The organism is Kitasatospora sp. NPDC056076 (assembly GCF_042266305.1).
Taxonomy (GTDB): domain Bacteria; phylum Actinomycetota; class Actinomycetes; order Streptomycetales; family Streptomycetaceae; genus Kitasatospora.
This window is the reverse complement of sequence record NZ_JBHJWG010000001.1, coordinates 353,963-377,836: the sequence shown is the minus strand read 5'-3', so window position 1 is coordinate 377,836 and position 23,874 is coordinate 353,963. Positions and strand designations below refer to the sequence as shown.

Here is a 23,874-nt window from a genome sequence, read left to right as displayed (position 1 = left end):
CGCCTACCGTCGGTCGCATGGAGGAACGCTGGAGCACCGAACACGTCCTGTCGCTGGCCCCTGACGCCACGTCGCGCAAGGCCGCGGGCGAGCTGTCCGCGCCCGCGCCCTGGACCGGCACGGGCACCGACGGCGCCGCCCTCTGGGGCGAGTGCCGGGGCGGCGGCCGCACGCCGTACCGCACCGTGATCGAACTCGCCACGCCCGCCTACCGGTGCAGCTGCCCCGGCCGGAAGCTCCCGTGCAAGCACGCGCTCGGACTCCTCCTGCTGTGGAGCGGCGCCCCCGAGGCCGTACCGGCCGGCGAGCCCGCCGACTGGGCGGCCGAATGGCTGGAGGCCCGGCGGGAACGGGCCGAGAAGCGCGCGAGCGCCCCGGCCGACCCGGAGGCCGCCCGCCGCCGGGCCGAGCGGCGCGGCGCCCGGGTCGCGGCCGGCGCGGCCGAACTGCGGCTGCGGCTCGCCGACCGGATCCGGCACGGCCTGGCCGACCAGTCCTCGGCCGGCCCCTGGGAGGAGGTCGCGGCCCGGATGGTCGACGCCCAGGCCCCCGGACTCGCCTCCCGGGTACGGGAGTTGGACACCCTGCCGGAGGACCGGCTGCTGGAGGAGTACGCGATGCTGCACCTGCTGGCCACCGCCGCCACCCGGGTCGACGAGCTGCCGGCCGCGCTGGCCGCCACCGTCCGCGCCCGGGTCGGCTACACCCTGGACGCCGCCGAGGTGCTCGCCGGCCCGACCGTACGGGACCGCTGGCTGGTGCTCGGCAGCCGCACCGTGCCGATGGAAGGGGCGACCGACGAGCGGCTCACCACCCGCCGGGTCTGGCTGCGCGGCGCCAAGACCGGCCGCCCCGCCCTGCTGCTCGCCTTCGGCCGCCCCGGCCGGGCCCCCGACCTCGCCCTGCCCACCGGCCACCTGCTGGAGGCCGAACTCGCCTACCACCCCGGCGCCCGCCCGCTGCGCGCCGTGCTCGGCACCCGCTACGGCGCCCCCGGGCCGGGCCCGGCCGCCCCGCCCGCCGGGCTCACCGTCGCCGAGGCGGTCGCCGGGTACGGCGGCGCGGTGGCCGACGACCCGTGGCTGGACAGCTGGCCGACCGTGCTCGCCGGGGTCGTCCCGGTCCGCGCCCCGGACGGCTGGCACCTGACGGACGGCCACCACACCGTCCCGGTACGGCCCTCGGCCGTCCCCGAGGCCGCCCTGTGGCGGCTGGCCGCGGTCTCCACCGGCCGCCCGCTGACGGTCTTCGGCGAGTACGGCCACCAGGGATTCGCCCCGGTCACCGCCTGGACCGCCGAGCACCGCCCGGTCGGCCTCACGTCCGTCTAGGCCCTGTCCGGCCGATCCCGCCGGGCGCGCCCCAGGAGAACCCGACGTCCCAGGAGAACCGACGATGACCCTCACCCAGGACCCGTGGGAGCCGCTGCGGACCAGCGCCCTGCTCGGCACCGACCGGCGGCCGCTGCCGCCCACCGCGCTGCCGCTCGCCGAGGCCGTGGACCCGTCCGATCCGGCCACCGCCCTGCTGGAGCTGGCCGCGCTGGCCACCGTCCGCCGCCGGGCCGGCGCCCTGCCGGTACCGGCCGCCGGGCCGCCCGGGCCACCCGCCCCCGAGGACCCCCGCCCCGAACTGCCCGAGGCCGCCGCCCGCCGGCTGGCCGTCCTGCTCGGCGGGCGCACCGGCGGCACCGGCGGCGCCACCCTGGCCAACCTCGCCGAGCTGCTGCCGCAGTGGCTCGCCGCCGCCCGGGCCGCGGGCCTGCGGCCGCCCGCCGCGCTGATCCCCGGACTGCTCGACGCCGCCCGGGCCCGCAGCGAACTGCGCTCCGACGCCGTCGCACTGGCCGGCCCGCCGGGCCGCTGGCTGGCCGCGCAGAACCCCGACTGGCGGTTCGTGCTGCGCACCACCGCCGCCGGGCCGGCCCGGCGACCGGCGGACCCGGGCACCCCGGCCGACCCGGCGAACCCGGCCGACCACCGGCTGTGGCACGAGGGCCTGTTCGCCGAGCGGGTCACCCACCTGACCCTGCTGCGCCGCCACGACCCGGCCGCCGGACTGGAGCTGCTGCGCAGCACCTGGCCCACCGAGCGCGCCGAGGACCGGCTGCTCTTCCTTGACGCCCTCCAGGACGGCCTCTCCCCCGCCGACGAGCCCTTCCTGGAGGCCGCCCTGGGCGACCGCAGCAAGAACGTCCGCGCCACCGCCGCCGAACTGCTCTCCACCCTGCCCGACTCGGCGCTCACCCGGCGGATGGCCGAGCGGGCCCGGGCCGCCGTCCGGCTCGCCGACAGCGGCACCCACCTGCTGGTCACCCCGCCCACCGAGTGCGACGAGCGGATGCAGCGCGACGGCATCGCCCCCAAGTCCCCCACCGGGCGCGGCGAACGGGCCTGGTGGTTCGGCGAGTTGGTGGCCGCCGCGCCGCTGTCGGTCTGGCCGGCCGACACCGGTCTGACGCCCGGGCAGCTGCTCGCGCTGCGGGTCGGCGACAGCGTGGACGAGACCAGCAGCAGCTGGGCCGACGACCTGCGGGAGGCCTGGGCGCGCGCCGCCGTGCGCCAGCACGACGCCGACTGGGCCCGCGCCCTGCTCGGCCCGGCCCCCGCCCCGCCGGCCCGGGGCGCCGGGCGGGCCCGGGGCGCGCGGGTGACCGGCGCCCCGGCGAAGCTGCTGGCCGTGCTCCCGCCCGAGGAGCGGGCCGCCTGGACGGCCGCCTTCGTCGAGGTGCACGGCCTGGCCGAGGCCTTCCAGCTGCTCGGGGCCTGCGCCACCCCGTGGACGCCGCCGCTGTCCACCGCCGTGGTGACGGCGCTGGCCCGGGCCGCCGCCTCCGGCGCGTACCCGTGGAGCCACAGCGGGGTGCTCGGGATGACGGAGCGCGCGCTCGCCCCCGGGACGGCCGCCGCGGTGGAGGAGCTGGCCGCCGGGGCCTCGCCCGACTCCGCCTGGTCGGAGACCTTCGCCCGGCTGGCCGGGACCCTGCGCTTCCGGGCGGCGATGCTCGACGAACTGACGGTCACGCCGGGTTGACGCACCGGCGGGCCGGGCAGCCGGTACGGCCGGGCGGGCAGCACGGCCGTACCGGAGCGCGCCCCGGGAACGCCCGAGCGGGCCGGTCCAGGACGGACCGGCCCGCTCGGCGCGCGGCGGAGCTCAGCCGGCGGTCCGCAGGTTGGCCTCGACCCAGGCGACCACGTCCCGGGTGGTGGTGCCCGGGGTGAAGATGTCGGCGATGCCCATCGCCTTGAGCTCGGCGATGTCCTCGTCCGGGATGATCCCGCCGCAGAAGACCTTGATGTCCTCGGCGTCCCGCTCCTTCAACAGCTCCAGCACCCGGGCGCACAGGGTCATGTGGGCGCCGGAGAGGATCGACAGCCCGATGCCGTCCGCGTCCTCCTGGATCGCGGTGTCGACCACCTGCTCGGGGGTCTGGTGCAGCCCGGTGTAGATGACCTCCATACCGGCGTCGCGCAGGGCGCGCGCGATGACCTTGGCGCCACGGTCGTGACCGTCGAGCCCCGGCTTGGCGACCACCACACGGATCGGCCCCGACACACTCATCACTGCCTCCTGGACCTCGTCGTCCATCATCCGACCGGGCTTCGTGGGCCCACGGTGCGGTTGACGCGGTTAACGCTCGATAACCAACCAACCTGAGGGGAGATTAGCGCCACCCGCCCCGGTTGGCCGAGCCACCTCCCAAGAGGAGGGCAAAGTCACAGCGCCGGGCCTTGCTACCAGCGGGTACGCCCGTCGACGGGCCCCCGGACACCGCGCGGACCCCCGTGCGCCCCCTTGACAACCGGCGGTTTTTCCGGGGTGTCGGCCGTGGGGCTACAGTCACGCCTGTTTACCTCGCCCGACGACGTGACCGAGGCCCACCGAGGAGGCAGCCCCCGATGGCTCCCGAAGCAGCCGCCCGCCCCACCCGTGCGGAGCTGCGCCTCGCCGCCCGCGAGCAGTCCCGCGCCCAGCGCCGCGGCGCCGCCAAGGCGGCCACCCGGGCCGCCCTGTTCCGGGTCGCGGTGCCCTCGGTGGCCGCGCTCGGGGTCGCCGGGGCGGCGGGCGCGGCGGTGGTCCAGGAACAGGCCGACCGGGCGCCGGCCCAGGCCTCGGCGCCCGACGCCCCCACCGGACCGGCCGCAGCGCAGAGCGCCCGGCAGGCGCTCGCCCACACCGACCAGGACCAGGCCTCGCGCGGCGACGCCCGCGGGCCGCTGACCGGCACCCAGCCCGGCGACGGCACGCCCACCGCCACCCCGACCGCCCAGCCGACCCCCGAGCCGGTCAAGCCCAAGGTGGTCATGCCGGTCGCCCGGCACGGCCTGGGCGAGCTGTTCGGCGCCTCCGGCGAGCACTGGGCCCGGCGGCACACCGGCATCGACTTCCCGGTGGACGGCGGCTCCGAGGTGTACGCCGTCACCGACGGCACGCTCCGGACGCAGTGGAACCCGTTCTACGGCTACATGTCGATGCTGAAGATGCCGGACGGCACCGAGGCCTGGTACTGCCACCTGCGCAGCTACAAGGTCCGCAAGGGGCCGGTGAAGCAGGGCGACGTGATCGCCTTCGTCGGCAGCAGCGGCAACAGCACCGGACCGCACCTGCACTTCGAGATCAGGCCGAAGGACAGCGGGCCGATCGACCCGCTGCCCTGGTTCCTCGCGAACGGGCTGGACCCGAGGTAGCCCCCGGGGCCCGCCGCGGACGCCCTACAGCTTCTCGACCGGCGCGTAGCGCAGCACCAGCCGCTTGCGCCCGCCCGAGCCGAAGTCCACCTCGGCCTGCGCGTTGTCGCCGGCGCCCGTCACGCCCACCACGGTGCCCAGCCCGAAGGTGTCGTGGGTGACCCGGTCGCCGACGGCGAGCGAGGCGACCTCGCGCTCCACGACCTTGCCGCCGCGCCGCACCGACTGCCCCCAGCCCGCCTTCGGCGCGGCCGAAGCGGACGACGAGGACCGCGAACTCCCGCCCCCGGACGAGGACTTGCCCCAGGAGGAGCCCGAGGAGAAGCCGCGCTGGACCGGCGCCTGGGCCGCCCCCGTCCGCTTCCACTCGACCAGCGCCCCCGGGATCTCCTCCAGGAACCGCGAGGCCGGGTTGTAGGCCGGCTGCCCCCAGGCGCTGCGCAGCACCGAGCGGGTCAGGTAGAGCCGCTCGCGGGCCCGGGTGAGGCCGACGTACGCGAGCCGGCGCTCCTCCTCCAGCTCCTTGACCTGGTTGAGCGCCCGCATGTGCGGGAAGATCCCGTCCTCCATGCCGGTCAGGAAGACGACCGGGAACTCCAGGCCCTTGGCGGTGTGCAGGGTCATCATCGTGATGACGCCCTGGCCCTCCTCGTCGTCGTCCGGGATCTGGTCGGAGTCGGCGACCAGCGCGACCCGCTCCAGGAAGTCGGCCAGCGAGCCGACCGGCGGCGCGCCGTCCTCCCCGGCGTCCGGCCGCTCGCCCGGGTCCTGCTCGTACTCCAGCGCCACCGACGCGAGTTCCTGGAGGTTCTCCACCCGGGTCTCGTCCTGCGGGTCGGTGGAGGCCTGGAGCTCGGCCAGGTAGCCGGTCTCCTCCAGGACGGCCTCCAGCACCGCCGCCGGGCCCGCGCCCGACTCGACGACCTGGCGCAGCCCGGCCATCAGGACGTTGAACTTCTTGACGGCGTTGGCCGAGCGCGCGGCCATCCCGTACGCCTCGTCGACCCGCACCAGCGCCTGGGCGAAGGAGATCCGCTCCCGGGCGGCCAGCGCGTCGACCATCGCCTCGGCCCGCTCGCCGATGCCGCGCTTGGGCACGTTGAGGATCCGGCGCAGCGGCACGGTGTCCTCCGGGTTGGAGAGCACCCGCAGGTAGGCCAGGACGTCCCGGACCTCCTTGCGCTCGTAGAAGCGCACCCCGCCGACCACCTTGTACGGCAGGCCGACCCGGATGAACACCTCCTCGAACACCCGGGACTGGGCGTTGGTGCGGTAGAAGATCGCGACGTCGCCGGGCTTGGCCTCGCCCTTGTCGGTGAGCCGGTCGATCTCGTCGGCGATGAACTGGGCCTCGCCGTGCTCGTCGTCCGCGACGTAACCGACCACCTTCTCGCCGTGGTCCCCGGCCGTCCAGAGCTTCTTCTCGCGCCGGTTGGCGTTGCGCTCGATGACGGCGTTGGCGGCGCTCAGGATGGTCTGGGTGGAGCGGTAGTTCTGCTCCAGCAGGATCGTGGTCGCGTTCGGGTAGTCCTCCTCGAACTGGAGGATGTTGCGGATGGTCGCGCCGCGGAAGGCGTAGATCGACTGGTCCGCGTCACCGACCACGCACAGCTCGGCGGGCGGCACCTCGGCGAGGTGCGCGGCGGCCGGGTTCACGAACTCGCCGTCCACGGTGCGCTTGGGGGCGGCCGCGACCGAGCCCCCGCTCAGCTCGCGGACCAGCATGTACTGGGCGTGGTTGGTGTCCTGGTACTCGTCGACCAGGATGTGCCGGAACCGGCGGCGGTAGTGCTCGGCGACGTCCGGGAAGGCCTGCAGCAGGTTCACCGTGGTCATGATGATGTCGTCGAAGTCGAGCGCGTTGGCCTCGCGCAGCCGCCGCTGGTAGAGCGCGTACGCCTCGGCGAGCTTCTTCTCCATCGGGTTGGCGGCCTGGTCGGCGAAGGTCTCCTCGTCGATCAGCTCGTTCTTGAGGTTGCTGACCTTCGCCGTGAAGGACTTCGGCGGGAACTGCTTGGGGTCCAGGTCGAGGTCGCGGCAGACCAGCGACATCAGCCGCTGGGAGTCGGCCGAGTCGTAGATCGAGAAGCTGGAGGTGAAGCCCAGCAGCTTGGACTCGCGGCGCAGGATCCGCACGCAGGCGCTGTGGAAGGTGGACACCCACATCGCCCGGGCGCGCGGGCCGACCAGCGCCTCGACGCGCTCGCGCATCTCGCCCGCGGCCTTGTTGGTGAAGGTGATCGCCAGGATCTCGCCCGGCTGCACCCCGCGGGCGCCCAGCAGGTGGGCGATCCGGTGGGTCAGCACCCGGGTCTTGCCGGAGCCGGCGCCGGCCACGATCAGCAGCGGCGAGCCGGCGTGCAGCACGGCCTCGCGCTGGGGGTCGTTCATCCCCTCCAGCAGCTGCGCCGGGTCGACCACCGTACGCGCGGCACCGTTGCGGTACCAGGCGTCCCGCTCGGCCTCGGCGGCGCCACCCGGCTGATTGAAAGCAGTCGTGTGGAACAGCCCGTCCGGGATCGCCTCCTCGTACGCGTCGTACGGGACTTCGTCCTCGTACGGCGGGGGCTCCTCGTCGGCGGCGTCGACGGGCACGGCGGGCTGCTTCGACCCGGCGGCGGGTGCCTCGAAACCGGGGAGCGGGAGGTCGTCAAAGAGGCTACTCATGGCAATGACGAGTCTATGGCCACCCACCGACAAGCCCGCCCGCCCCGGGGGATCCGGGGCGGGCGGGCTCGACGACGACGCGGGGCTCAGACCAGGCGGCGGGCGGTGGCCCAGCGGGTGAGCTCGTGGCGGTTGCTGAGCTGGAGCTTGCGCAGGACGGCGGAGACGTGGCTCTCGACGGTCTTCACCGAGATGAAGAGCTGCTTGGCGATCTCCTTGTAGGCGTAGCCGCGGGCGATCAGCCGCAGCACCTCGCGCTCGCGCTGGGTGAGCCGGTCCAGGTCCTCGTCCACCGGCGGGGTGTCGGTGGCGGCGAAGGCGTCCAGGACGAAGCCGGCCAGCCGGGGCGAGAAGACCGCGTCGCCGTCGCCGATCCGGAAGATCGCGTCGACCAGGTCGGTGCCGGTGATGGTCTTGGTGACGTAGCCGCGGGCTCCGCCGCGGATCACGCCGATGACGTCCTCGGCGGCGTCCGAGACGGAGAGCGCCAGGAACTTCACTCCCCCCTGCTCGCCCATCACGCCGGCCGAGCGGCGCAGCACCTCGACGCCGCCGCCGCCGGGCAGGTGGACGTCGAGCAGGACGACGTCCGGCCTGGTCTCGGCGACCACCCGGACCGCCGAGTCCACGTCGTCGGCCTCGCCCACCACGTCGATCCCGGTCACGTCGGTGCGGCCGATCTCGGCCCGGACCCCCGTCCGGAACATCCGGTGGTCGTCCACCAGCACGACCCTGGCCGTACGCCCCGGCTCTGCCTCAGTCATTCGTTCTCTCCATCTCCAGCTCGACCTCGGTGCCGCCGCCCGCCGCCGGCCGCACCCGCGCGGTGCCGCCGTGCCGCTTCATCCGGCCGATGATCGACTCCCGTACGCCCATCCGGTCCTCGGGCACCGTGTCGGGGTCGAAGCCGGGTCCGTGGTCGCGGATGAACACCGACACCGTCCTCCCCTCCACCTCGGCGTAGACCTGGACCGGTCCCCCGCCACCGTACTTGGCCGCGTTGACGGTCGCCTCCCTCGCGGCCTGCATCTGTGCCGCGACTTTCTCGTCCATCGGGCAGTCGCCGACGATGACCAGCTCGACCGGGACGCCGTGCCGGTCCTCGACCTCGGCGACGGCGGCGCGCAGGGTCTCCGCCATGGTGTCCGGCGCGGCCTCGGCGGCGGCCTCCGGGCGGTACAGCCACAGCCGCAGCTCGCGCTCCTGGGAGCGGGCCAGCCGGAGCACCTCCTTGGGGTCCTCGGCCCGGCGCTGGATCAGGGTGAGGGTGTGCAGCACCGAGTCGTGGATGTGCGCGGCGATCTCGGCGCGCTCCTGGGCCCGGATGCGGGCGGTGCGCTCGGCACCGAGGTCCTGCCAGAGCCGCAGGCCGTACGGGCCGAGCAGCACCAGCACGCCGGCCAGCACGGCGAGCGAGGCCTCGATCACCGAGCCGAGGGTGGAGCCGCTGCCCTGCATGGCGAGCAGCGCGATGGTGCCGACCACCGCGAGCAGCACGCCCGCGCCGACCCGGGTGTAGGCGCTGCGGCGCTTCTCGCCCTCCTCGATGCCGAACCAGCGCTGCCAGCGCGAGTCGTCGGCCTGCCGCCAGACCAGCGCGACGCCGACGCCGATCGCCAGCAGCGGCCAGGTGTACGGCTTGGCGGTCTGCCAGCCGAGCACGTTCAGCAGCGCGATCAGGCCGATCACGACCATGACCAGGGCGGCGAGCTGGCCGATGCCGCCCTGCCCGGTCCGGCCGCCGGGCCGGGTGCCGGCCTCGCCCTCGCCCTCCGCGGCGGTGGCGGCCGCGACCGGCTCGCCCTGGAGCGCGTGCTGGAGCAGTTCGCGCAGCCGGCCGACCCAACCGCCGCCGCCCGACTTGGTCACCGGGGTGCCCGGCCGCAGCCAGGGCGAGGTCGGGACGTAGACGCCGTTGACGTTCACCCAGTGGGTGCCGCCGCGCTGCGAGGGCTCGCCGATGCCGATCGGCACCACGAACCAGAACGCCGCGTACAGCAGCGCCCCGATCCCCTGCGCGAAGAACAGCAGCACGAAGGCCAGCCGGACCCAGCGGACGGGCAGCCCGAGGTGCACCGCCAGGCCGTGCGCGACGCCGCCCAGCATCCGCCCCTGCGGGCTGCGGTAGAGCCGGCGGTAGGGCGGCCGACCGTCGGCGGGCGCGTTCGGGTCGGCGCCGGCCGACGCCGCGGCGTCGGGGGCGAGGGGGCGGGGATCGGTACCGGGTGCTGCCACGTCACCGATGGTTCCACGCGGGCGCCTCCGGGCGCATCAGGGTGGTGCCCCCAGTCCTCTCAGGGAGAAGTCAGGGTAGGGACAGGGCCCTACCCGGTTGGGTCCGCCCGCCCGCTGCCGGAAGGATGGTGCCCATGACCGAGGACCACATCCAGGAGGCCGGGCCCACCGCCCCGCCGGAACCGGAGCGCCCGCCGCTCACCAGGACCGAGCACCACCGCGTGGTGGCCGGCGTCTGCGGCGGCCTCGGACGGCACCTGGACATCGACCCGGTGGTGTTCCGGGTGGTCACCGTGGTGCTCTGCCTCTCCGGCGGCCTCGGACTCTTCCTGTACGGCCTGGCCTGGCTGATCGTCCCGACCGAGGCCGGCGAGGGCAAGGGCCGCGGCGGGCGCACCGAGCTCCAGCGGGTGCTGACCGGCCGGGTCGACGGCCAGTCGATCGGCGCGGTCCTGCTGACCGTGATCGGCACCGGGGTGTTCTTCTCCTCGATGGGCGACGGCGACCAGCTGTTCCCGCTGCTGCTGCTCGGCGGCCTGGTCTTCCTGGCGGTGCGCTACGACCCGGAGCGCCGCCGCGGCGGTTTCCGGGGCCGCGGCCGCCGCCGCGGCGGCCCGTACGACCGCCACTTCCCCGACGCCGAGGGCCACGGCTGGCCGTCGGACGAGGCCCGGGCCCGGCACGCCGCCGCGCAGGCCGCCGGGACCGTCCCCGCCGACTCCCCCGCCCCCGGCCCGAGCGGCTACCTGTGGGACCCCCGCCACCCCGAGCGCAACCCGTACGGCGCCACCGACCAGGGCGGCCCCCCGCCGCCCGGTGCGGGCCCCAAGGTGCCGCCGCCGGGCGGCCCGGCCCAGGCCTGGTGGCAGCGGGCCGACCTCCCGGCCGGCGACCCGCTGCGCAAGGAGCGTCCGGAGCGGCGCGAGCCGGCCGTCGTCCGGCACCCCAAGGAGCGCTCGCCGCTCGGCTTCTTCGGCTTCCTGCTGGCGATCGGCGCCGCCACCGCGGTCTGGTCCGCCTCGGTCGGCCACACCGACGTCACCAGGCTGAGCACCGTGGTGCTGGCCACCGGGCTGCTGGTGATCGGCCTGACCCTGCTGCTGGCCGCGAAGTTCGGCAAGGCCCGCAAGCTCGCGGTGCTGGGCCTGCTGACCACGCTGGCGCTGGCCTTCGCCGGCCACTCGCCGCACACCGTGCAGGACGCCGTCGGCGACCGCACCTGGACGGTCGCCGCGGCCACGGACCTCAAGGACCGCTACAACCTCGGCGCCGGCAACATCCGGCTGGACCTCTCCCGGCTGGACCCGGCCGGCGGCACCGTCGCCACCAAGGTCGACCTCGGGGCCGGCGAACTGGTGGTCACCGTGCCGGCCGACGTCACGGTGGACCTGGTCGCCCGGGTCGGCCTGGGCAACGTGACCGTCCCCGGCGGCCAGGGCGGCGGCACCGGACGGCACGTCTACCAGCTCGGCCCGGTGGACGGCCGCCCGTCCAAGGGCATCATCGATCTCCAACTCGGCATCGGCATTGGCGACATCAAGGTGGTCCAGCAGTGAGGAAGCACCGGCTCGACCTGTTCTCGCTGATCGCGGGCGGGCTGTTCACCGTGATCGCCGTGCTCTACCTGGTGGCGGCGCTCAACGACCGGTCGGTGAACGGACGCGTCGTCGTCCCGGTCACCTTCATCGTGCTCGGCGTCGGCGGCCTGGCCGGCGCGGTCGCCGCGGTGGCCCGGCGGGGCCGGCCGGACCGCGACGAGTAGGGCGTCCCCCGCGGCTCAGCTCTGCTGCGGGCCCAGGGTCAGCTTGTCGCCGTTCCGGCTGACGGCGTAGCGGGGCAGCGGCTTGACCGCCGGGCCGTTGACCACCGCGCCGGTCGCGGCGTCGAAGCGGGAGCCGTGGCAGGGGCAGTACAGCTGGCCGTTCTTCGGGGCGTCCACCGCGCAGCCGGAGTGGGTGCAGACGGCGGAGAAGGCGCAGTACTGGCCGGCCTTGGGCTGCACGATGTAGACGCCGTCCCCGGTGGCCGGGTCCTTGACCTGGGCCGAGCCGCCGACCGGCACGCTCGCCGCGGCGACGCTGGGGGCGGGCGCGGCGGGCGCCGTCGCGGTGCCGCCGGGGGCCGGGGCCGCGGACTGCTTGGGCGCGGCCTTGCCGCCGCGGCCGAAGGTGCGGGTGAGCGAGCCGGTCAGCAGCCCGGCGCCGCCGATCGCGACCGCCGCGATGCCGCCGTCCACCAGCGCCCGGCGCTTGACGTGCTCCTCGGTCAGCCCGCGCTCGCGGTCCCGGCCGGCCCGGCGGGCGAGGTAGCCGTCCACCGACAGGTACGGCGTGCCGGCCAGCAGCAGCGGGGTCCAGGCCATCAGGTAGCCGAGGTCGTTGCCGAGGTAGTACGGCGAGACGTTCCAGCTGACGGTCAGCCACAGGCTGAGGTTGATCAGCGCGCCGCCGAGCGCCGCGATCCGGCCCCAGAGGCCGAGCAGGGTGCCGAGGCCGACCGCCAGCTCACCGAAGGCGATGGCCAGCGCGGACAGCGTCGGCGAGTCCAGCGCGGGGCCGAGCAGGAAGCCGATCGGGCTGCCGCCCGCCTTGGCGGCCTGCGTCTGCGAGACGAAGGAGGCCGGGTCGCCGGCGCCGGCCAGGAAGTGTGCGTCGGAGAGCTTGTCCAGGGCGGCGTAGACGAAGGTGACGCCGAGGAACAGCCGCAGCGGCAGCAGCGCGTACCTGGACGCGAACGCCCGCCGCTGGGCCGCCCGGTCGGCCCGGCCGGCCGGCCCTCCGTCGATCGCCTCGGAGTCGCTGACCTCCGACATCCCGCACACCTTCCCTCGCGGCCTGCCACTCCCTGACAGGTCCGGTCCGCATTCTGCCCGCTCCTGCACGCTTTCGGTGGGACGTACCGGGGCCGGGGCCGAGAACGGCCGCGCCGCCGTTCCCTTCACTACGGGAACGACGGCGCGGCTGTTCAGGCTTCGCGGGGAGTGCTCACTCCCACTCGATGGTGCCCGGCGGCTTGCTGGTGACGTCGACGACGACGCGGTTGACGTCGCGGACCTCGTTGGTGATCCGGGTGGAGATCTTCGCCAGCACGTCGTACGGCAGGCGCGACCAGTCGGCGGTCATGGCGTCCTCGGAGGAGACCGGACGCAGCACGATCGGGTGACCGTAGGTGCGGCCGTCGCCCTGCACGCCCACGCTGCGCACGTCGGCGAGCAGCACGACCGGGCACTGCCAGATCTCGCGGTCCAGGCCGGCCGCGGTCAGCTCCTCGCGGGCGATCGCGTCGGCGTCGCGGAGCAGGTCCAGACGCTCCTGGGTGACCTCGCCGACGATCCGGATGCCCAGGCCCGGGCCCGGGAACGGCTGGCGCTGGACGATCTCCTCCGGCAGGCCCAGCTCCTGGCCGACCATCCGGACCTCGTCCTTGAACAGCTTGCGCAGCGGCTCGACCAGCTGGAACTGGAGGTCCTCGGGCAGGCCGCCGACGTTGTGGTGGGACTTGATGTTGGCGGTGCCGGTGCCGCCGCCGGACTCCACCACGTCCGGGTACAGGGTGCCCTGGACCAGGAAGTCGACCGACTCGCCGTTGGCGCCGGCCTCGGCCACGATCTCGGCCTGGGCCTGCTCGAAGACCCGGATGAACTCGCGGCCGATGATCTTGCGCTTCTCCTCGGGGTCGGTGACCCCCTTGAGCGCGCCCAGGAAGCGCTCCGAGGCGTCGACGACCTTGAGCTGGACGCCGGTGGCGGCCACGAAGTCCTTCTCGACCTGCTCGGTCTCGCCCTTGCGCATCAGGCCGTGGTCGACGTAGACGCAGGTCAGCCGGTCGCCGATGGCCTTGTTGACCAGGGCCGCGGCGACCGCGGAGTCCACGCCGCCGGACAGGCCGCAGATCGCGCGCTTGTTGCCGACCTGCGCGCGGATCAGGGCGATCTGCTCCTCGACCACGCTGCCGGTGGTCCAGGTCGGGGCGATGCCGGCGCCGCGGTAGAGGAAGTGCTCCAGGATCTGCTGGCCGTGGTCGGAGTGCAGCACCTCGGGGTGGTACTGGACGCCGTACAGCCGGGCCTCGTCGTTCTCGAAGGCCGCGACCGGGACCACCTCGGTGGACGCGGTGACGGTGAAGCCCTCGGGGGCGGCGGAGCAGGCGTCGCCGTGCGACATCCACACCGAGTGCTCCGCCGGGACGCCCTCGAACAGGGTGGAGCCGGTGCGGGAGACCTTCAGCGGGGTGCGGCCGTACTCGCGGGCACCGCTGTTGTCGACGGTGCCGCCCAGGGTCTTGGCCATCAGCTGGAAGCCGTAGCACATCCCGAAGACCGGGACACCGGCCTCGAAGATCGCACGGTCGAGCTGCGGCGCGCCCTCTTCGTAGACCGACGACGGACCGCCGGAGAGGATGATCGCCTTGGGGTTCTTGGCGAGCATCTCGGCGACCGGCATGCTGCTCGGCACGATCTCGCTGTAGACCCGCGCCTCACGCACCCGACGGGCGATGAGCTGGGCGTACTGGGCACCGAAGTCGACCACCAGGACGGTGTCGTTGTCCGGCACGGACTGGACGGGAATTGCAGAGGACACAGACGGCCTTCCGGCAGCGGTATCAGCGGTATCGAGGTGTCGCGCGCAGCCGCCTCCCCGACGGAGGGCAGCGGCGGCGGACGGGTGTGGGTGTCTGGACACCGATTCTACCGGGCTGTCCGGTTTCACTCGTCTGCACGTCCAAAGGACCGTGACCGGGCGGGGCCGCCCTTCGTTGCTTCTGACGACCGCACGAGTGCGCCGCGTCCGCCAGACGCGCCGCCACCGCCCCGACCGGGGCACCGCCGTGCGGGTGCAGGACCACGCGTGGAGCTTCACCCCAGTCCACCGGCGCATGTGGCGCCGCCGCCCCGGCCCGCCGGGGAGCGGCTCCGTGGGACCGTGCGCGGGTGCCGCGGCCGGCCAGCAGGGGACAGCGACCCCGGCCGCGACTGGGCCGAGAGGTGGGACGGCCGGCTCCCCGGGGACGCCCGGGACCGGCCGTCGCACCGCCCTTCGATCCGCCCTTCGATCCGGGCCGCGCCCCGGGCGCACCACCCCCGCCGTCCCGCGCTGCTACGCGCGTCCCCGTGCGCCGCAACCCCCCAGATCACTACTCACCGTGATCATTCGACGCGGTGCCGCCGGTAAATGGACTGTGCCGAACTGTGCCGAATCGGTTGCAGAACGGCCCCTCCGTCCACCACGATGCTCGGTGTGACCGGTTCTCCCGGCGGCCGGCAGGCCTCCCGTGGGGCCCCGGACCATGGCCTCCGCAGTCGCCGTCCGGAACGACGACAGCGGTCGTCACCTCACGCTCCGTGAGCGAGGGACCGGCGCAGACCTACCCGCCGACCACGCCGCACGGAGCCGCGCGTCCCGCGCCACCGGCCACCCACGCCGGCGCCGCACGGGCGCACCACGAGCCGACCGACCCGACGGCGCTCCTCCCCCGGCGCCGTCACCCCCCAGCACCGGCGCAGCCCTGACGCCGCGTGCTGAGCGACAAAGGGCCCCGTTCCCCCGCGGGGCCCTTTGCCCTTTCCGCAGCGCACTTCTCCGCCGGGCGCTACGGGTGGTCGCGCCAGACCGTCGGGTCCACCGGCTCCTCACCCGGCCGCGCCTCGGCGGGGGCCGGGGCCGGCGGCACCTCGTGCGAGCCGATCACCTCGCTGACCCCGGCCACCGCCGACGCCTCCGCCACCGGCGCGTCCGCCACCGGCCCGGGTGGCGGCGCCTGGGCCGGCACCGCTCCGTACGGCGGCCCCGCCGGGTACGGCGCCTCCGGCGGCACCGTCCCGTGCGTCCCGTACGTCCCGTACACCGCCGAGCCGTACGGCGCCGCGCCGTACAGCGCCGCGTCGCGACCGCCGAGCGCCGCCAGCAGCGCGGGCACCAGCAGCGCACCCACCGCCGCCCAGACCGCGCTGGCCACCAGCACGCCGACGAACACCAGGCCGACCGAGGTGTCCTGGGTGGTGACCGAGCGGTTCGAGCCGCCCCAGCCGCTGGAGTCCGGCGCCAGGAAGGACATCGCCGAGCTGGTCAGCCCGCCGGACGCCGCCGTCAGCCCGGTCAGCAGCACGGCGTACACCACCGCCAGCCGGACCCGGTCGGCCGCGTCCAGCCGCCGCCGGTGGGCCGTCCAGCCGAGCAGCACCGCCCCGGCGAGCGCCAGCAGGGCGGCCCAGCGCCAGTCGGCGCTCTGGTCGTGCAGGTCGAAGAAGGAGAACTCCGTCCGGCGGCCGCCGGGATCGCTCCAGCCCGGGGCGTCCCCGCCCAGGCTGGTGCCCGCCCGGAGGGTCGCGCCCGAGCCCAGGCCGAGCAGCCCCAGGCCGAGGTTGGGCAGGAAGGCCAGCGAGACCGCCGTCTGCCAGCCCCGGTCGCTGTTGGCCGCGACCAGCACGAAGGCCGTCACCGAGGCCAGACCCAGGGTCAGCGCCAGCGCCTGGCCGGCCGTCAATGCCGCGACCGCCCAGCCGCGCACCGAGCGGTTGCGCCAGGCGGCCCAACGCAGCGCGTCGGTGCCGTAGACGGCGAAGGCCAGCAGCCCGCCGAGCAGGACGGTCCAGCCGACCGCCCAGAGCCAACCGGAGTCGGTGCTGTACGTCGGCTTCCCCAGGCTCAGCGCGGTGCCGTAGTAGTCCGGGTTCCGTTCGGCCGTCGCGGGCTGCCAGCTGGTGCTGCCGACCAGGCCGAGCACCGCGGTCACCAGGCCGAGCACCACCGCCGTGCGCAGCGCCTCGCCGCCGGCCTGGCTGCGGGTCAGCTGGGTGCCGTCCGCCTTGCGCCGGCGCCGCCCGGCCCGCAGGCCGAGCCAGAGGGCCAGGCCCCACAGGACGGTGACGGTCATCGGCACCACCCAGAAGGTGACGTCCAGGCCCTCCGAGCGGCCCCGGCCGACCGGGCTCCGGAGGCCGAGCCGGAACGGCGCCCCGAGCGCGTTCAGCGCCATCGCCAGGGTGGCGAGGAGGCGGTCGCCGAAGTCGGGCGTCGGGAAGGTCCGGTCGTAGGTGTAGTCGCTCGGGATCGCCGCGACCAGCGCGGCCAGCAGCAGCACCAGGGTCGGGGCGACGGCGGCCCGCAGGGCGGGGCGCCAGTCCGGGCCGGCCAGCAGCCGCCGGCCGGGCGAGGACGGCTGGTACGGCCGGCCGGCGCCCCAGCTGCCCAGCGCGGGCGGGCCGCCGACCGGCGGGTACCCGGCGCCCGGCGGCGGGTGGTACCCGGCCGGCGGCACCGGCGGCGCGGCAGGCGGTACCGGCGGTCCGAGCGGCACCGGCACCGGCGGCGCGGCAGACGGCGGGGGCGGGAACGGCGGCGCCCACGGCCGACCGCAGGAGCCGCAGGCGGGCGCCCCCACCACCCGAGTCGCGCCGCACGATGCGCAGTTGGCCATGGCCGCAGTCCCCCCGCTCGACGAGTTCCTGGTCCCCCAGGGAGCCCGTTTATCCCATCGGACCCGAACGACTGTCAACCGAGAAGCGGCACAGGCGGGTTGGCCCTCCCGGGCGGGTTCAGCCCTGCTTCTTCGGGACCTCCGGGACGGGCAGCAGCGGCAGTCGCAGCGCGCCGAACGCGCCCTCCGGCACGGCCGGTCGCACCGGTGCGACCGGCGCGACCCGGTGGTAGGACCCGCCCTGCTCCGGGCGCCGGTCGGCCTCGCCCTTGTTGGGCCACATCGACATCGCGCGCTCGGCCTGCGCGGTGATGGTGAGCGAGGGGTTGACGCCGAGGTTGGCGGAGACCGCCGAGCCGTCCACCACGCTGATCCCCGGGTACCCGTACAGCCGGTGGTACGGGTCGACCACGCCGGTCTCGGGGGCGTCGCCGATCGGGCAGCCGCCGAGGAAGTGGGCGGTCATCGGGATGTCGAAGATCTCGCCGACGGTGCTGCCCGCGAAGCCGTTGATCTCGTCGGCCAGCGCCTGGGCGCCCTTCTCGGCGGCCGGGATCCAGGTCGGGTTGGGGGTGCCGTGGCCCTGGCTGGAGGTGAGCCGGGGCTTGCCGAGCGGGCCCTTCTTGAGCGAGACGGTGATCGAGTTGTCGAGCGACTGCATCACCAGGCCGATGATCGTCTTCTCGGACCAGCCGCGCTGGTTCATCGACCGGGCGAAGGTCACCGGGTGGAGCGCCGAGTTGCCCAGGTAGCGCAGCCAGCGCGGGCCCTTCCCACCGCCCTTGACCTGGGCGATCGACAGCGCGCCCATCGCGTTGGAGCCCTTGCCGTAGCGGACCGGCTCGATGTGGGTGTTGGCGTCCGGGTGGATCGAGGAGGTGATCGCCACCCCCTTGGTGAAGTCCGCCTTGGCGCCGTAGCGCCGGTCGGTGGTCTGCGCGCCCACCAGCGCCTCGGAGTTGGTGCGGGTCAGCTCGCCGAGCCGGGCGGAGATCCGGGGCAGGTGGCCGGCGTCGCGCATCCGGTGCAGCAGCGACTGGGTGCCGTAGGTACCGGCCGCGACCACCACCCGGGCGGCGGTGAGGGTCCGCGCGCCCGCCTTGACCCGGTCGGTCCTCGACCGGGAGTCGGTGCGCCGCACGTCCACCGCGAAGCCGCCCCCGGACTCCCGGATCCGGGCCACGGTGGTGAGCGGGTGGATCTCCGCGCCACCCTGCTCGGCCAGGTACAGGTAGTTCTCGGTGAGCATGTTCTTGGCGCCGTGCCGGCAGCCGGTCATGCACTCGCCGCACTCCACGCAGGCCTTGCGGGCCGGGCCGGCCCCGCCGAAGTACGGGTCGGCGACCTCCTCGCCGGGCGCGCCCTTGGCGGTGCCGTCGGTGTCCTTGCCGTCCCCGAAGAAGACCCCGACCGGCGCCATGTGGAAGGTGTCCCCGACGCCCATCTGCTCGGCCGCCGCCTTGAGGTGGACGTCGGACGGCGTGACGGTCGGGTTCAGCCGGACCCCGAGCATCCGCTGCGCCTGGTCGTAGAACGGCGCCAACTCCTGCTGCCAGTCGGTGATGTGGCGCCACTGGCGGTCCTCGAAGAAGGCCTTCGGCGGCACGTACAGGGTGTTGGCGTAGTTCAGCGAACCGCCGCCGACCCCGGCGCCGGCCAGGATCAGCACGTTGGCCAGCAGGTGGATCCGCTGGATGCCGTACAGCCCGAGCTGCGGCGCCCACAGGTAGTTCGGCAGGTCCCAGGAGTTGCGGGGCAGTTCGTCCCGCTCGAAGCGCCGCCCGGCCTCCAGGACGGCGACCCGGTAGCCCTTCTCGGTCAGCCGCAGCGCCGCGACCGAACCGCCGAAGCCGGAGCCGACCACGACCACGTCGTAGTCGAACTCCGCCGCACCGCCGGACTCCACCATCTGCCTCTGCTCCTCGGGGTCGAAAAAGGGGGTCGGACCGGTCGGGGGAACCCCGGCCGGGGGCACCGCTACTTGAACCGCAGCGCCTTGAGCGCCCGCAGCCCGCCGGTCATCACGGCGGCGAACTGCTTGTCGTCCAGGCCGAACGAGGGCGCGATCGGCATCAGCCGCTGGGTCGAGACGGTCTGCGCCTCGGTGAACCGCAGGATGCCGTCGGCGCCGTGCCGCCGGCCCAGACCGGAGTCGCCCATGCCGCCCATCGGCGCGGCGACCGAGCCGTAGGCGGCCGCGTAGGCCTCGTTGACGTTGACCGTCCCGGTGCGCAGCCGGGCCGCGACCGCCCGGCCGCGCCGCAGGTCCCTGGTCCAGACGCTGGAGTTCAGGCCGTACGGCGTGGAGTTGGCGGCGGCCACCGCCTCCTCCTCGGTGTCGAAGCGGTAGACCGAGACGACCGGGCCGAAGGTCTCCTCGCCGCACACCGCCATCTCCGGGGTCACCCCGTCCAGGACGGTGGGCTCGTAGAAGTACGGGCCGAGGTCGGGCCGGGCCCGCCCGCCGGCGAGCACCACGGCACCGGCCTTGACCGCCTCGTCCACGTGCCGGGTGGTGGTGTCCAACTGCCGGGCGGAGACCAGCGAGCCCATGTCGGCGCCGTACGCCAGACCGCCGCCCAGCCGCAGCGCCCTGGTGCGGGCGACGAACAGCTCCAGGAAGCGGTCGGCCACCGAGCGGTGCACCAGCAGCCGCTCGATCGAGATGCACAGCTGCCCGGCCGAGGAGAAGCAGGCCCGGACGGCGCCCGCGGCGGCCGCCTCCAGGTCGGCGTCGGAGAGCACCAGCATGGCGTTCTTGCCGCCGAGTTCGAGCGAGGCGCCGACCAGCCGGGCGGCGGCGCGCTGGGCGACCTCGCGGCCGGTGCGGGTGGAGCCGGTGAAGGAGACGTAGTCGGCGTGCTCCACCACGGCGGGGCCGATCACCGGGCCGTCGCCGATCACCACCTGCCACAGGTCGGCCGGCAGCCCCGCCTCGATCAGCAGTTCGCGGGCCCACAGGCCGGTCAGCGCGGTCTGGGTGTCGGGCTTGTTGACGACGGCGTTGCCGGCCACGAAGGCGGGCAGCAGGTCGCCGACGCACAGCTCCAGCGGGTAGTTCCACGGTGAGATGTGGCCGATCACGCCCTTGGGGCGGCGGGCCTCCACGGTGTGGGTGAGCACCGGCAGCGCACCGCCGCGGCGCCGGTCCTTGAGGTAGCCCTGCGCGGCGCGCCCGTAGTGCCGGGCGGCCATGGCGACGGCCAGCACCTCCTCGAAGGCGTGCAGCCGGGCCTTGCCGGTCTCCGCCTGCACCAGGTCCAGCACCTCGTCCTGCCGCTTGAGCAGCAGGTCGTGGAAGCGCAGCAGGACGGCGGCCCGGCGGCGCACCGGCAGTGCGGCCCAGGCCGCCTGGGCGCGGCGGGCCAGCTGGAAGGCGACCTCGACGTCGGCCGGGGTGGACTGCGGCAGACCGGCCAGCCGCTCACCGGTCAGCGGGGCGACGGTCTCCACCAGACTGGGCTCGCCGGTCGCGGTGACCCCGCCGGCCAGCCGCTCGACCAGGGACCGGGGCACGGCCGTCGCGACGGTCCGGCCCCCGCCGGGGGCGGCCGGGTTGCCGTCCGCCGGGGCGGCGCCGGAGTGTTCGGTGGCCACTGCATCTGCTGTGAGGTCCGACATACGGCGCAGCCTAGGCCTTCGGGCCCCGGTGCGGTACCCGTCGGTAACAAGAATCTGCCGCAGTCGGGCGAAAGCGGGGCGCTCCGCCCGTACGGCCCGCTCCCCCCTCCCGGGCCCAGCGGGTCGGGCTCAGCGGATCGGACTCAGCAGGTCGGGCTCAGCGGATCGGACTCAGCGGGTCGGCGTGAAGTGGTTGAGCACTGTGGTGAAACGCTGCTCGGCCTGCTGCCACTCGCCGTCCTTGTCCGGGCTGGACGCGTAGACCGCGTAGGCGGTGCCGTCCTCGTCGATGAACTCGGTCTCGATCGCCCGCCGGCGCCCGCCCTCCTTGGCCGCGTAGCTGAACTCCCAGGTGGCCGCCTCGTGGCCGTTGACCACGGAGCTCGCCATCCGGAGCTGCTTGTAGTCCTTGAGCGACTTGGAGACGCTGCCCTCCATCTGCCGCATGTGGTCCAGCGGCTTGACGGACTGGCCGACGGTGACCGCGAACTGCAGGTAGTGCACCCGGTTGTCGGGGCTGTAGAAGATCTGGTTGGCGTCGGTGCCGAGGCTGCGCTGCCAGGCCGGACCGCCGGTCGGCAGCGGGAAGCGGAAGCCGGCCTGGTCGTCGACCCAGCGGTAGCCGGACGGTGCGGGCGCCCCCGGGGCGGGGGTGCCGGTCTGGTCCGGTTCGGTGGGCCCGGCGGTGTCGGGCTGGGTGGTCGGGGTGGGGTCGGCGGTCGAGGGGCCGACCACGTGCCGGGTCGCGAGGAAGGTCGCCGCGGCCGCCAGCAGGCCGACCGCCACCGCGACGGCGACCAGCTTCATCCGGTTGCGGCGCTTGGCCGGACCGCGCACGGGCGCACTGGGGTGCGCGACCGGCGCGCCGACGGCGGTGTGCGCTCCCCCGGGGGCTTCGGGCCCGACCGGCGGTACGGCGGCCGCCACCGCAGTCCCGGCCGGTCGCGGGTCCGTCGGCGCCTCCGAAGCGGCCGGGGCGTCCGAGCCCTCCGGCGCCGAGGCCACCGTCCCCTCCGGCCCGGCCGGGCGGTCCACCACCGGCACCGACTGGGTGGGCGTCCGCACCGGACCGACCGTCGACCCGACCGTCTTGAGCCCCATGGTGTGCCCGGCCTGGACCTCGGCCAGCATCCGGGCCGCCTCGTCCGCGTTCGGCCGGTCGGCCGGGTCCTTGGCCATCAGCGCGGCCAGCACCGGACCGAGCGGACCGGCCCGGCGCGACTCCGGCAGCGGCTCGTCGACCACCGCGGCCAGCGTGGTGATCGGCGAGTCCCGGCGGAACGGCGACTGGCCCTCGACCGCCGCGTACAGCGTCGCCCCGAGGCCCCACAGGTCGGAGGCCGGCCCGGGCCGCTCGCCCTGGGCGCGCTCCGGGGCCAGGTAGTCCGGCGAACCGACCAGGTCACCGGGCCGGGTCAGCTCGGTCGAGCCCTCGTACTTGGCGATGCCGAAGTCCAGCAGCACGACCCGCCCGGTGCCGCGCTCCAGCAGCACGTTGGCCGGCTTGACGTCCCGGTGCAGCACGCCCAGCTGGTGGCCGCGGTGCAGCGCGGCGAGCACCTGGCTGCCGACCTCGGCGGCGGCCCGCGGCGGCAGGGTGCCGTCCTGGCTGATCACGTCGGCCAGCGAGCGGCCGTCGACCAGCTCCATCACGATCCACGGCCGGCCGTCCTGCTCCAGCACGTCGTGCACGGTGATCACACCGGGGTGCTTGATCCGGGCGGCGGCGCTGGCCTCGCGCTTCATCCGGGTGTGCAGGATCTGCAGGTCCTCCTCGGGAAGGTGGTTGACGGTCAGCTCCTTGACCGCGACCTCGCGGTCCAGCATCCGGTCCCAGGCCCGCCAGACCGTCCCCATCCCGCCCCGGCCGAGCCGCTCACCGAGCTCGTACCGCCCGGCCAGCAACCGCTCCGCCTCGGCCGCTTCCGGCCGGTCCTGCACGCCCATCGGCGACCGCTCCCCCTCTCCGCTTCCACCCGCGCCACGACGGCCGAACGACCGCCGCAGACCGCTGTTCGAACAAATCCCACGGACACATTAGGCGCACCGTGCCGAGCCCGGTAATCTCGCCCACCCGCCGGACCGGCGGACCGGCGCGAACCGGGGCCGTCAGCCTGCGAACAGGACCACGGCGACCACGGCCAGCACCAGCAGCAGGAACACTCCTCCGACCAGCAGCGGACCCAGCAGCGCCGGGCGTATCCGGGGGCTCCTCGCACTCCCCGCCCCGGTCTCCGGCGCCGCCGCCGGCCGGGCGCGCCGCCGACGCAGCGGCACCAGCGGCGCGTCGGGCTTCAGTTCGACCTCCCGGGCCGCCCGCTCCCCGTCGGCCGGCTCCGGCGCGCCCACCAGCAGCGCCGCCAGCTCCTCCCGCAGCTCCGCGGCGGTGGGCCGCAGCATGGGGTCGGGCTGCACCAGCCGCTCGACCGCCGGCGCCACCGGCCCGCAGACCACGGAGGGTTCGCGCCGCCCGTCCCGCACGGCCGTCACCAGCTCGGGCACGCCGAGCTCCGGGAACGGCGAGCGCCCGGTGACCATCCGCTGCAGCAGCACCCCGAGCGCCCAGCAGTCCCCGGCCGGGCCGCCGTCCAGCGGCCAGCGCTCGGCCACCGGACCGGCCAGGGTGGCCCGGACCTCGTAGCGGCGGCGCCCGCCGGGCCCGCCGAGGTCCTCGGCCAGCGCCTCCTGCGCCACCCCGTCCAGCAGGCCGCCGAGCATCGCCGCGCCGTCCTCGCAGACCAGCACCGACTCGGCGGTCACATTGCCGTGGGCGAGCCCGGCCTCGTGCAGCGCCCGCAGCGCGCCGGCCAGGTCGGCGGCCAACTCGGCCGCCCGGTAGGGCGGGAGCGGTCCGGCGGTGAGCAGTTCGGCCAGCGTCCGGCCGGCCGGGCGCTCCTCGACCGTCCACAGCAGCTCGCCCTCGACGAAGGCGCCGACCCCGCGCAGCAGCCGCGGGTGCCACGACGGGGCGGCCGCGCCGACCGCCGCCACCCGCCGCACCAGGCGGTCCCCGTGCCCGGGGTTCGGCTCGTCCGGGTCCTGGCCCGCCGTCAGCAGCGCGGGCAGCTCCACAGCGCGCAGCAGGACCGTTTCACCGGTCCGCTCGTCCACCGCGCAGGCGCGCAGCAGTTCGGGACGGTCCGTCAGCCGGTACCGCCCCGCCAACAACTGGCCCGGGCCGCCTCGCATGCCAGTTCCTCTCGCTCACCGAGCAGCCTACTGATCGGCTCCTTTACGCTCGGCC

The 23,874-nt window shown here is 75.1% G+C and carries 16 protein-coding genes and 1 pseudogene; 5 read left to right on the top strand and 12 right to left on the bottom strand.

Annotated features, from left to right (window positions below; genetic code table 11):
* Nucleotides 1–17: 17 nt before the first annotated feature.
* Nucleotides 18–1,331 (top strand): SWIM zinc finger family protein, encoded by a 1,314-nt coding sequence (locus ACFC1T_RS01835; RefSeq protein ID WP_375882197.1) that lies wholly within the window; start codon nucleotides 18–20, stop codon nucleotides 1,329–1,331.
* Between the two features lie 64 nt (nucleotides 1,332–1,395).
* Entirely contained in the window at nucleotides 1,396–3,033 is a 1,638-nt protein-coding gene (locus ACFC1T_RS01830) for a DUF5691 domain-containing protein (RefSeq protein WP_375882195.1), read from the top strand.
* A gap of 123 nt (nucleotides 3,034–3,156) precedes the next feature.
* Here the strand turns inward: ACFC1T_RS01830 and ACFC1T_RS01825 are convergent, their stop codons facing one another.
* Entirely contained in the window at nucleotides 3,157–3,564 is a 408-nt protein-coding gene (locus tag ACFC1T_RS01825) for a cobalamin B12-binding domain-containing protein (RefSeq protein ID WP_375882192.1), read from the bottom strand.
* A gap of 338 nt (nucleotides 3,565–3,902) precedes the next feature.
* Between ACFC1T_RS01825 and ACFC1T_RS01820 the strand changes: the two genes are divergently transcribed.
* Nucleotides 3,903–4,691 (top strand): M23 family metallopeptidase, encoded by a 789-nt coding sequence (locus ACFC1T_RS01820; protein WP_375882190.1) that lies wholly within the window; start codon nucleotides 3,903–3,905, stop codon nucleotides 4,689–4,691.
* 24 nt (nucleotides 4,692–4,715) lie between these two features.
* Here ACFC1T_RS01820 and pcrA read toward each other — a convergent pair whose 3' ends face one another.
* The 3 genes from pcrA to ACFC1T_RS01805 form a co-directional block, all read right to left on the bottom strand.
* Nucleotides 4,716–7,358 carry a DNA helicase PcrA gene (pcrA, locus tag ACFC1T_RS01815; protein ID WP_375882188.1) on the bottom strand — a complete coding sequence of 881 codons (2,643 nt, stop codon included), beginning with the start codon at nucleotides 7,356–7,358 and terminating at the stop codon, nucleotides 4,716–4,718.
* An 86-nt stretch (nucleotides 7,359–7,444) separates the two neighbouring features.
* Nucleotides 7,445–8,122: a LuxR C-terminal-related transcriptional regulator gene (locus ACFC1T_RS01810; RefSeq protein WP_375882185.1), complete on the bottom strand. Its 678-nt coding sequence runs from the start codon at nucleotides 8,120–8,122 to the stop codon at nucleotides 7,445–7,447.
* Entirely contained in the window at nucleotides 8,115–9,464 is a 1,350-nt protein-coding gene (locus ACFC1T_RS01805) for a PspC domain-containing protein (protein WP_375882364.1), read from the bottom strand. Before ACFC1T_RS01805 ends, ACFC1T_RS01810 begins: the two co-directional genes overlap by 8 nt.
* 263 nt (nucleotides 9,465–9,727) lie before the next feature.
* Here ACFC1T_RS01805 and ACFC1T_RS01800 point away from each other — a divergent pair, with 263 nt between their 5' ends.
* Together ACFC1T_RS01800 and ACFC1T_RS01795 are read left to right on the top strand one after the other, a co-directional pair.
* Nucleotides 9,728–11,149, top strand: a complete 1,422-nt coding sequence (locus ACFC1T_RS01800; protein ID WP_375882183.1) for a PspC domain-containing protein — start codon at nucleotides 9,728–9,730, stop codon at nucleotides 11,147–11,149.
* The gene (locus tag ACFC1T_RS01795) at nucleotides 11,146–11,355 is read left to right on the top strand and encodes a hypothetical protein (RefSeq protein WP_375882181.1); all 210 of its coding nucleotides are present in this window, start codon (nucleotides 11,146–11,148) and stop codon (nucleotides 11,353–11,355) included. Before ACFC1T_RS01800 ends, ACFC1T_RS01795 begins: the two co-directional genes overlap by 4 nt.
* A gap of 15 nt (nucleotides 11,356–11,370) precedes the next feature.
* Here ACFC1T_RS01795 and ACFC1T_RS01790 read toward each other — a convergent pair whose 3' ends face one another.
* The 8 genes and pseudogenes from ACFC1T_RS01790 to ACFC1T_RS01755 all read right to left on the bottom strand — a co-directional run bounded on the left by ACFC1T_RS01790 (nucleotide 11,371) and on the right by ACFC1T_RS01755 (nucleotide 23,819).
* Complete coding sequence (locus tag ACFC1T_RS01790; RefSeq protein WP_375882361.1) at nucleotides 11,371–11,655, bottom strand: ubiquinol-cytochrome c reductase iron-sulfur subunit; 285 nt, start codon at nucleotides 11,653–11,655, stop codon at nucleotides 11,371–11,373.
* Between the two features lie 216 nt (nucleotides 11,656–11,871).
* A pseudogene (locus tag ACFC1T_RS01785) lies at nucleotides 11,872–12,405 on the bottom strand (DoxX family membrane protein); the annotation flags it as partial.
* A 172-nt stretch (nucleotides 12,406–12,577) separates the two neighbouring features.
* Nucleotides 12,578–14,146, bottom strand: a complete 1,569-nt coding sequence (guaA, locus tag ACFC1T_RS01780; RefSeq protein WP_375882178.1) for a glutamine-hydrolyzing GMP synthase — start codon at nucleotides 14,144–14,146, stop codon at nucleotides 12,578–12,580.
* A gap of 1,036 nt (nucleotides 14,147–15,182) precedes the next feature.
* Nucleotides 15,183–16,850 carry a hypothetical protein gene (locus ACFC1T_RS01775; protein ID WP_375882175.1) on the bottom strand — a complete coding sequence of 556 codons (1,668 nt, stop codon included), beginning with the start codon at nucleotides 16,848–16,850 and terminating at the stop codon, nucleotides 15,183–15,185.
* A gap of 277 nt (nucleotides 16,851–17,127) precedes the next feature.
* Nucleotides 17,128–18,918: a GMC oxidoreductase gene (locus ACFC1T_RS01770; protein WP_375882172.1), complete on the bottom strand. Its 1,791-nt coding sequence runs from the start codon at nucleotides 18,916–18,918 to the stop codon at nucleotides 17,128–17,130.
* A gap of 68 nt (nucleotides 18,919–18,986) precedes the next feature.
* Nucleotides 18,987–20,630: a succinic semialdehyde dehydrogenase gene (locus ACFC1T_RS01765; protein ID WP_375882169.1), complete on the bottom strand. Its 1,644-nt coding sequence runs from the start codon at nucleotides 20,628–20,630 to the stop codon at nucleotides 18,987–18,989.
* A 171-nt stretch (nucleotides 20,631–20,801) separates the two neighbouring features.
* Nucleotides 20,802–22,577, bottom strand: a complete 1,776-nt coding sequence (locus ACFC1T_RS01760; protein WP_375882167.1) for a protein kinase — start codon at nucleotides 22,575–22,577, stop codon at nucleotides 20,802–20,804.
* 162 nt (nucleotides 22,578–22,739) lie between these two features.
* Nucleotides 22,740–23,819 carry a protein kinase gene (locus ACFC1T_RS01755; RefSeq protein ID WP_375882163.1) on the bottom strand — a complete coding sequence of 360 codons (1,080 nt, stop codon included), beginning with the start codon at nucleotides 23,817–23,819 and terminating at the stop codon, nucleotides 22,740–22,742.
* Nucleotides 23,820–23,874 lie beyond the last annotated feature (55 nt).

Coding starts and splice junctions, on each gene's coding strand:
- ACFC1T_RS01825 (WP_375882192.1), bottom strand. CDS start 3,564: ATGAGTGTGTCGGGGCCGATCCGTGTGGTGGTCGCCAAGCCGGGGCTC.
- ACFC1T_RS01760 (WP_375882167.1), bottom strand. CDS start 22,577: ATGGGCGTGCAGGACCGGCCGGAAGCGGCCGAGGCGGAGCGGTTGCTG.
- ACFC1T_RS01755 (WP_375882163.1), bottom strand. CDS start 23,819: ATGCGAGGCGGCCCGGGCCAGTTGTTGGCGGGGCGGTACCGGCTGACG.
- ACFC1T_RS01830 (WP_375882195.1), top strand. CDS start 1,396: ATGACCCTCACCCAGGACCCGTGGGAGCCGCTGCGGACCAGCGCCCTG.
- ACFC1T_RS01810 (WP_375882185.1), bottom strand. CDS start 8,122: ATGACTGAGGCAGAGCCGGGGCGTACGGCCAGGGTCGTGCTGGTGGAC.
- ACFC1T_RS01765 (WP_375882169.1), bottom strand. CDS start 20,630: ATGTCGGACCTCACAGCAGATGCAGTGGCCACCGAACACTCCGGCGCC.
- ACFC1T_RS01835 (WP_375882197.1), top strand. CDS start 18: ATGGAGGAACGCTGGAGCACCGAACACGTCCTGTCGCTGGCCCCTGAC.
- ACFC1T_RS01805 (WP_375882364.1), bottom strand. CDS start 9,464: ATGCTGGGCGGCGTCGCGCACGGCCTGGCGGTGCACCTCGGGCTGCCC.
- ACFC1T_RS01820 (WP_375882190.1), top strand. CDS start 3,903: ATGGCTCCCGAAGCAGCCGCCCGCCCCACCCGTGCGGAGCTGCGCCTC.
- ACFC1T_RS01800 (WP_375882183.1), top strand. CDS start 9,728: ATGACCGAGGACCACATCCAGGAGGCCGGGCCCACCGCCCCGCCGGAA.
- ACFC1T_RS01770 (WP_375882172.1), bottom strand. CDS start 18,918: ATGGTGGAGTCCGGCGGTGCGGCGGAGTTCGACTACGACGTGGTCGTG.
- pcrA (WP_375882188.1), bottom strand. CDS start 7,358: ATGAGTAGCCTCTTTGACGACCTCCCGCTCCCCGGTTTCGAGGCACCC.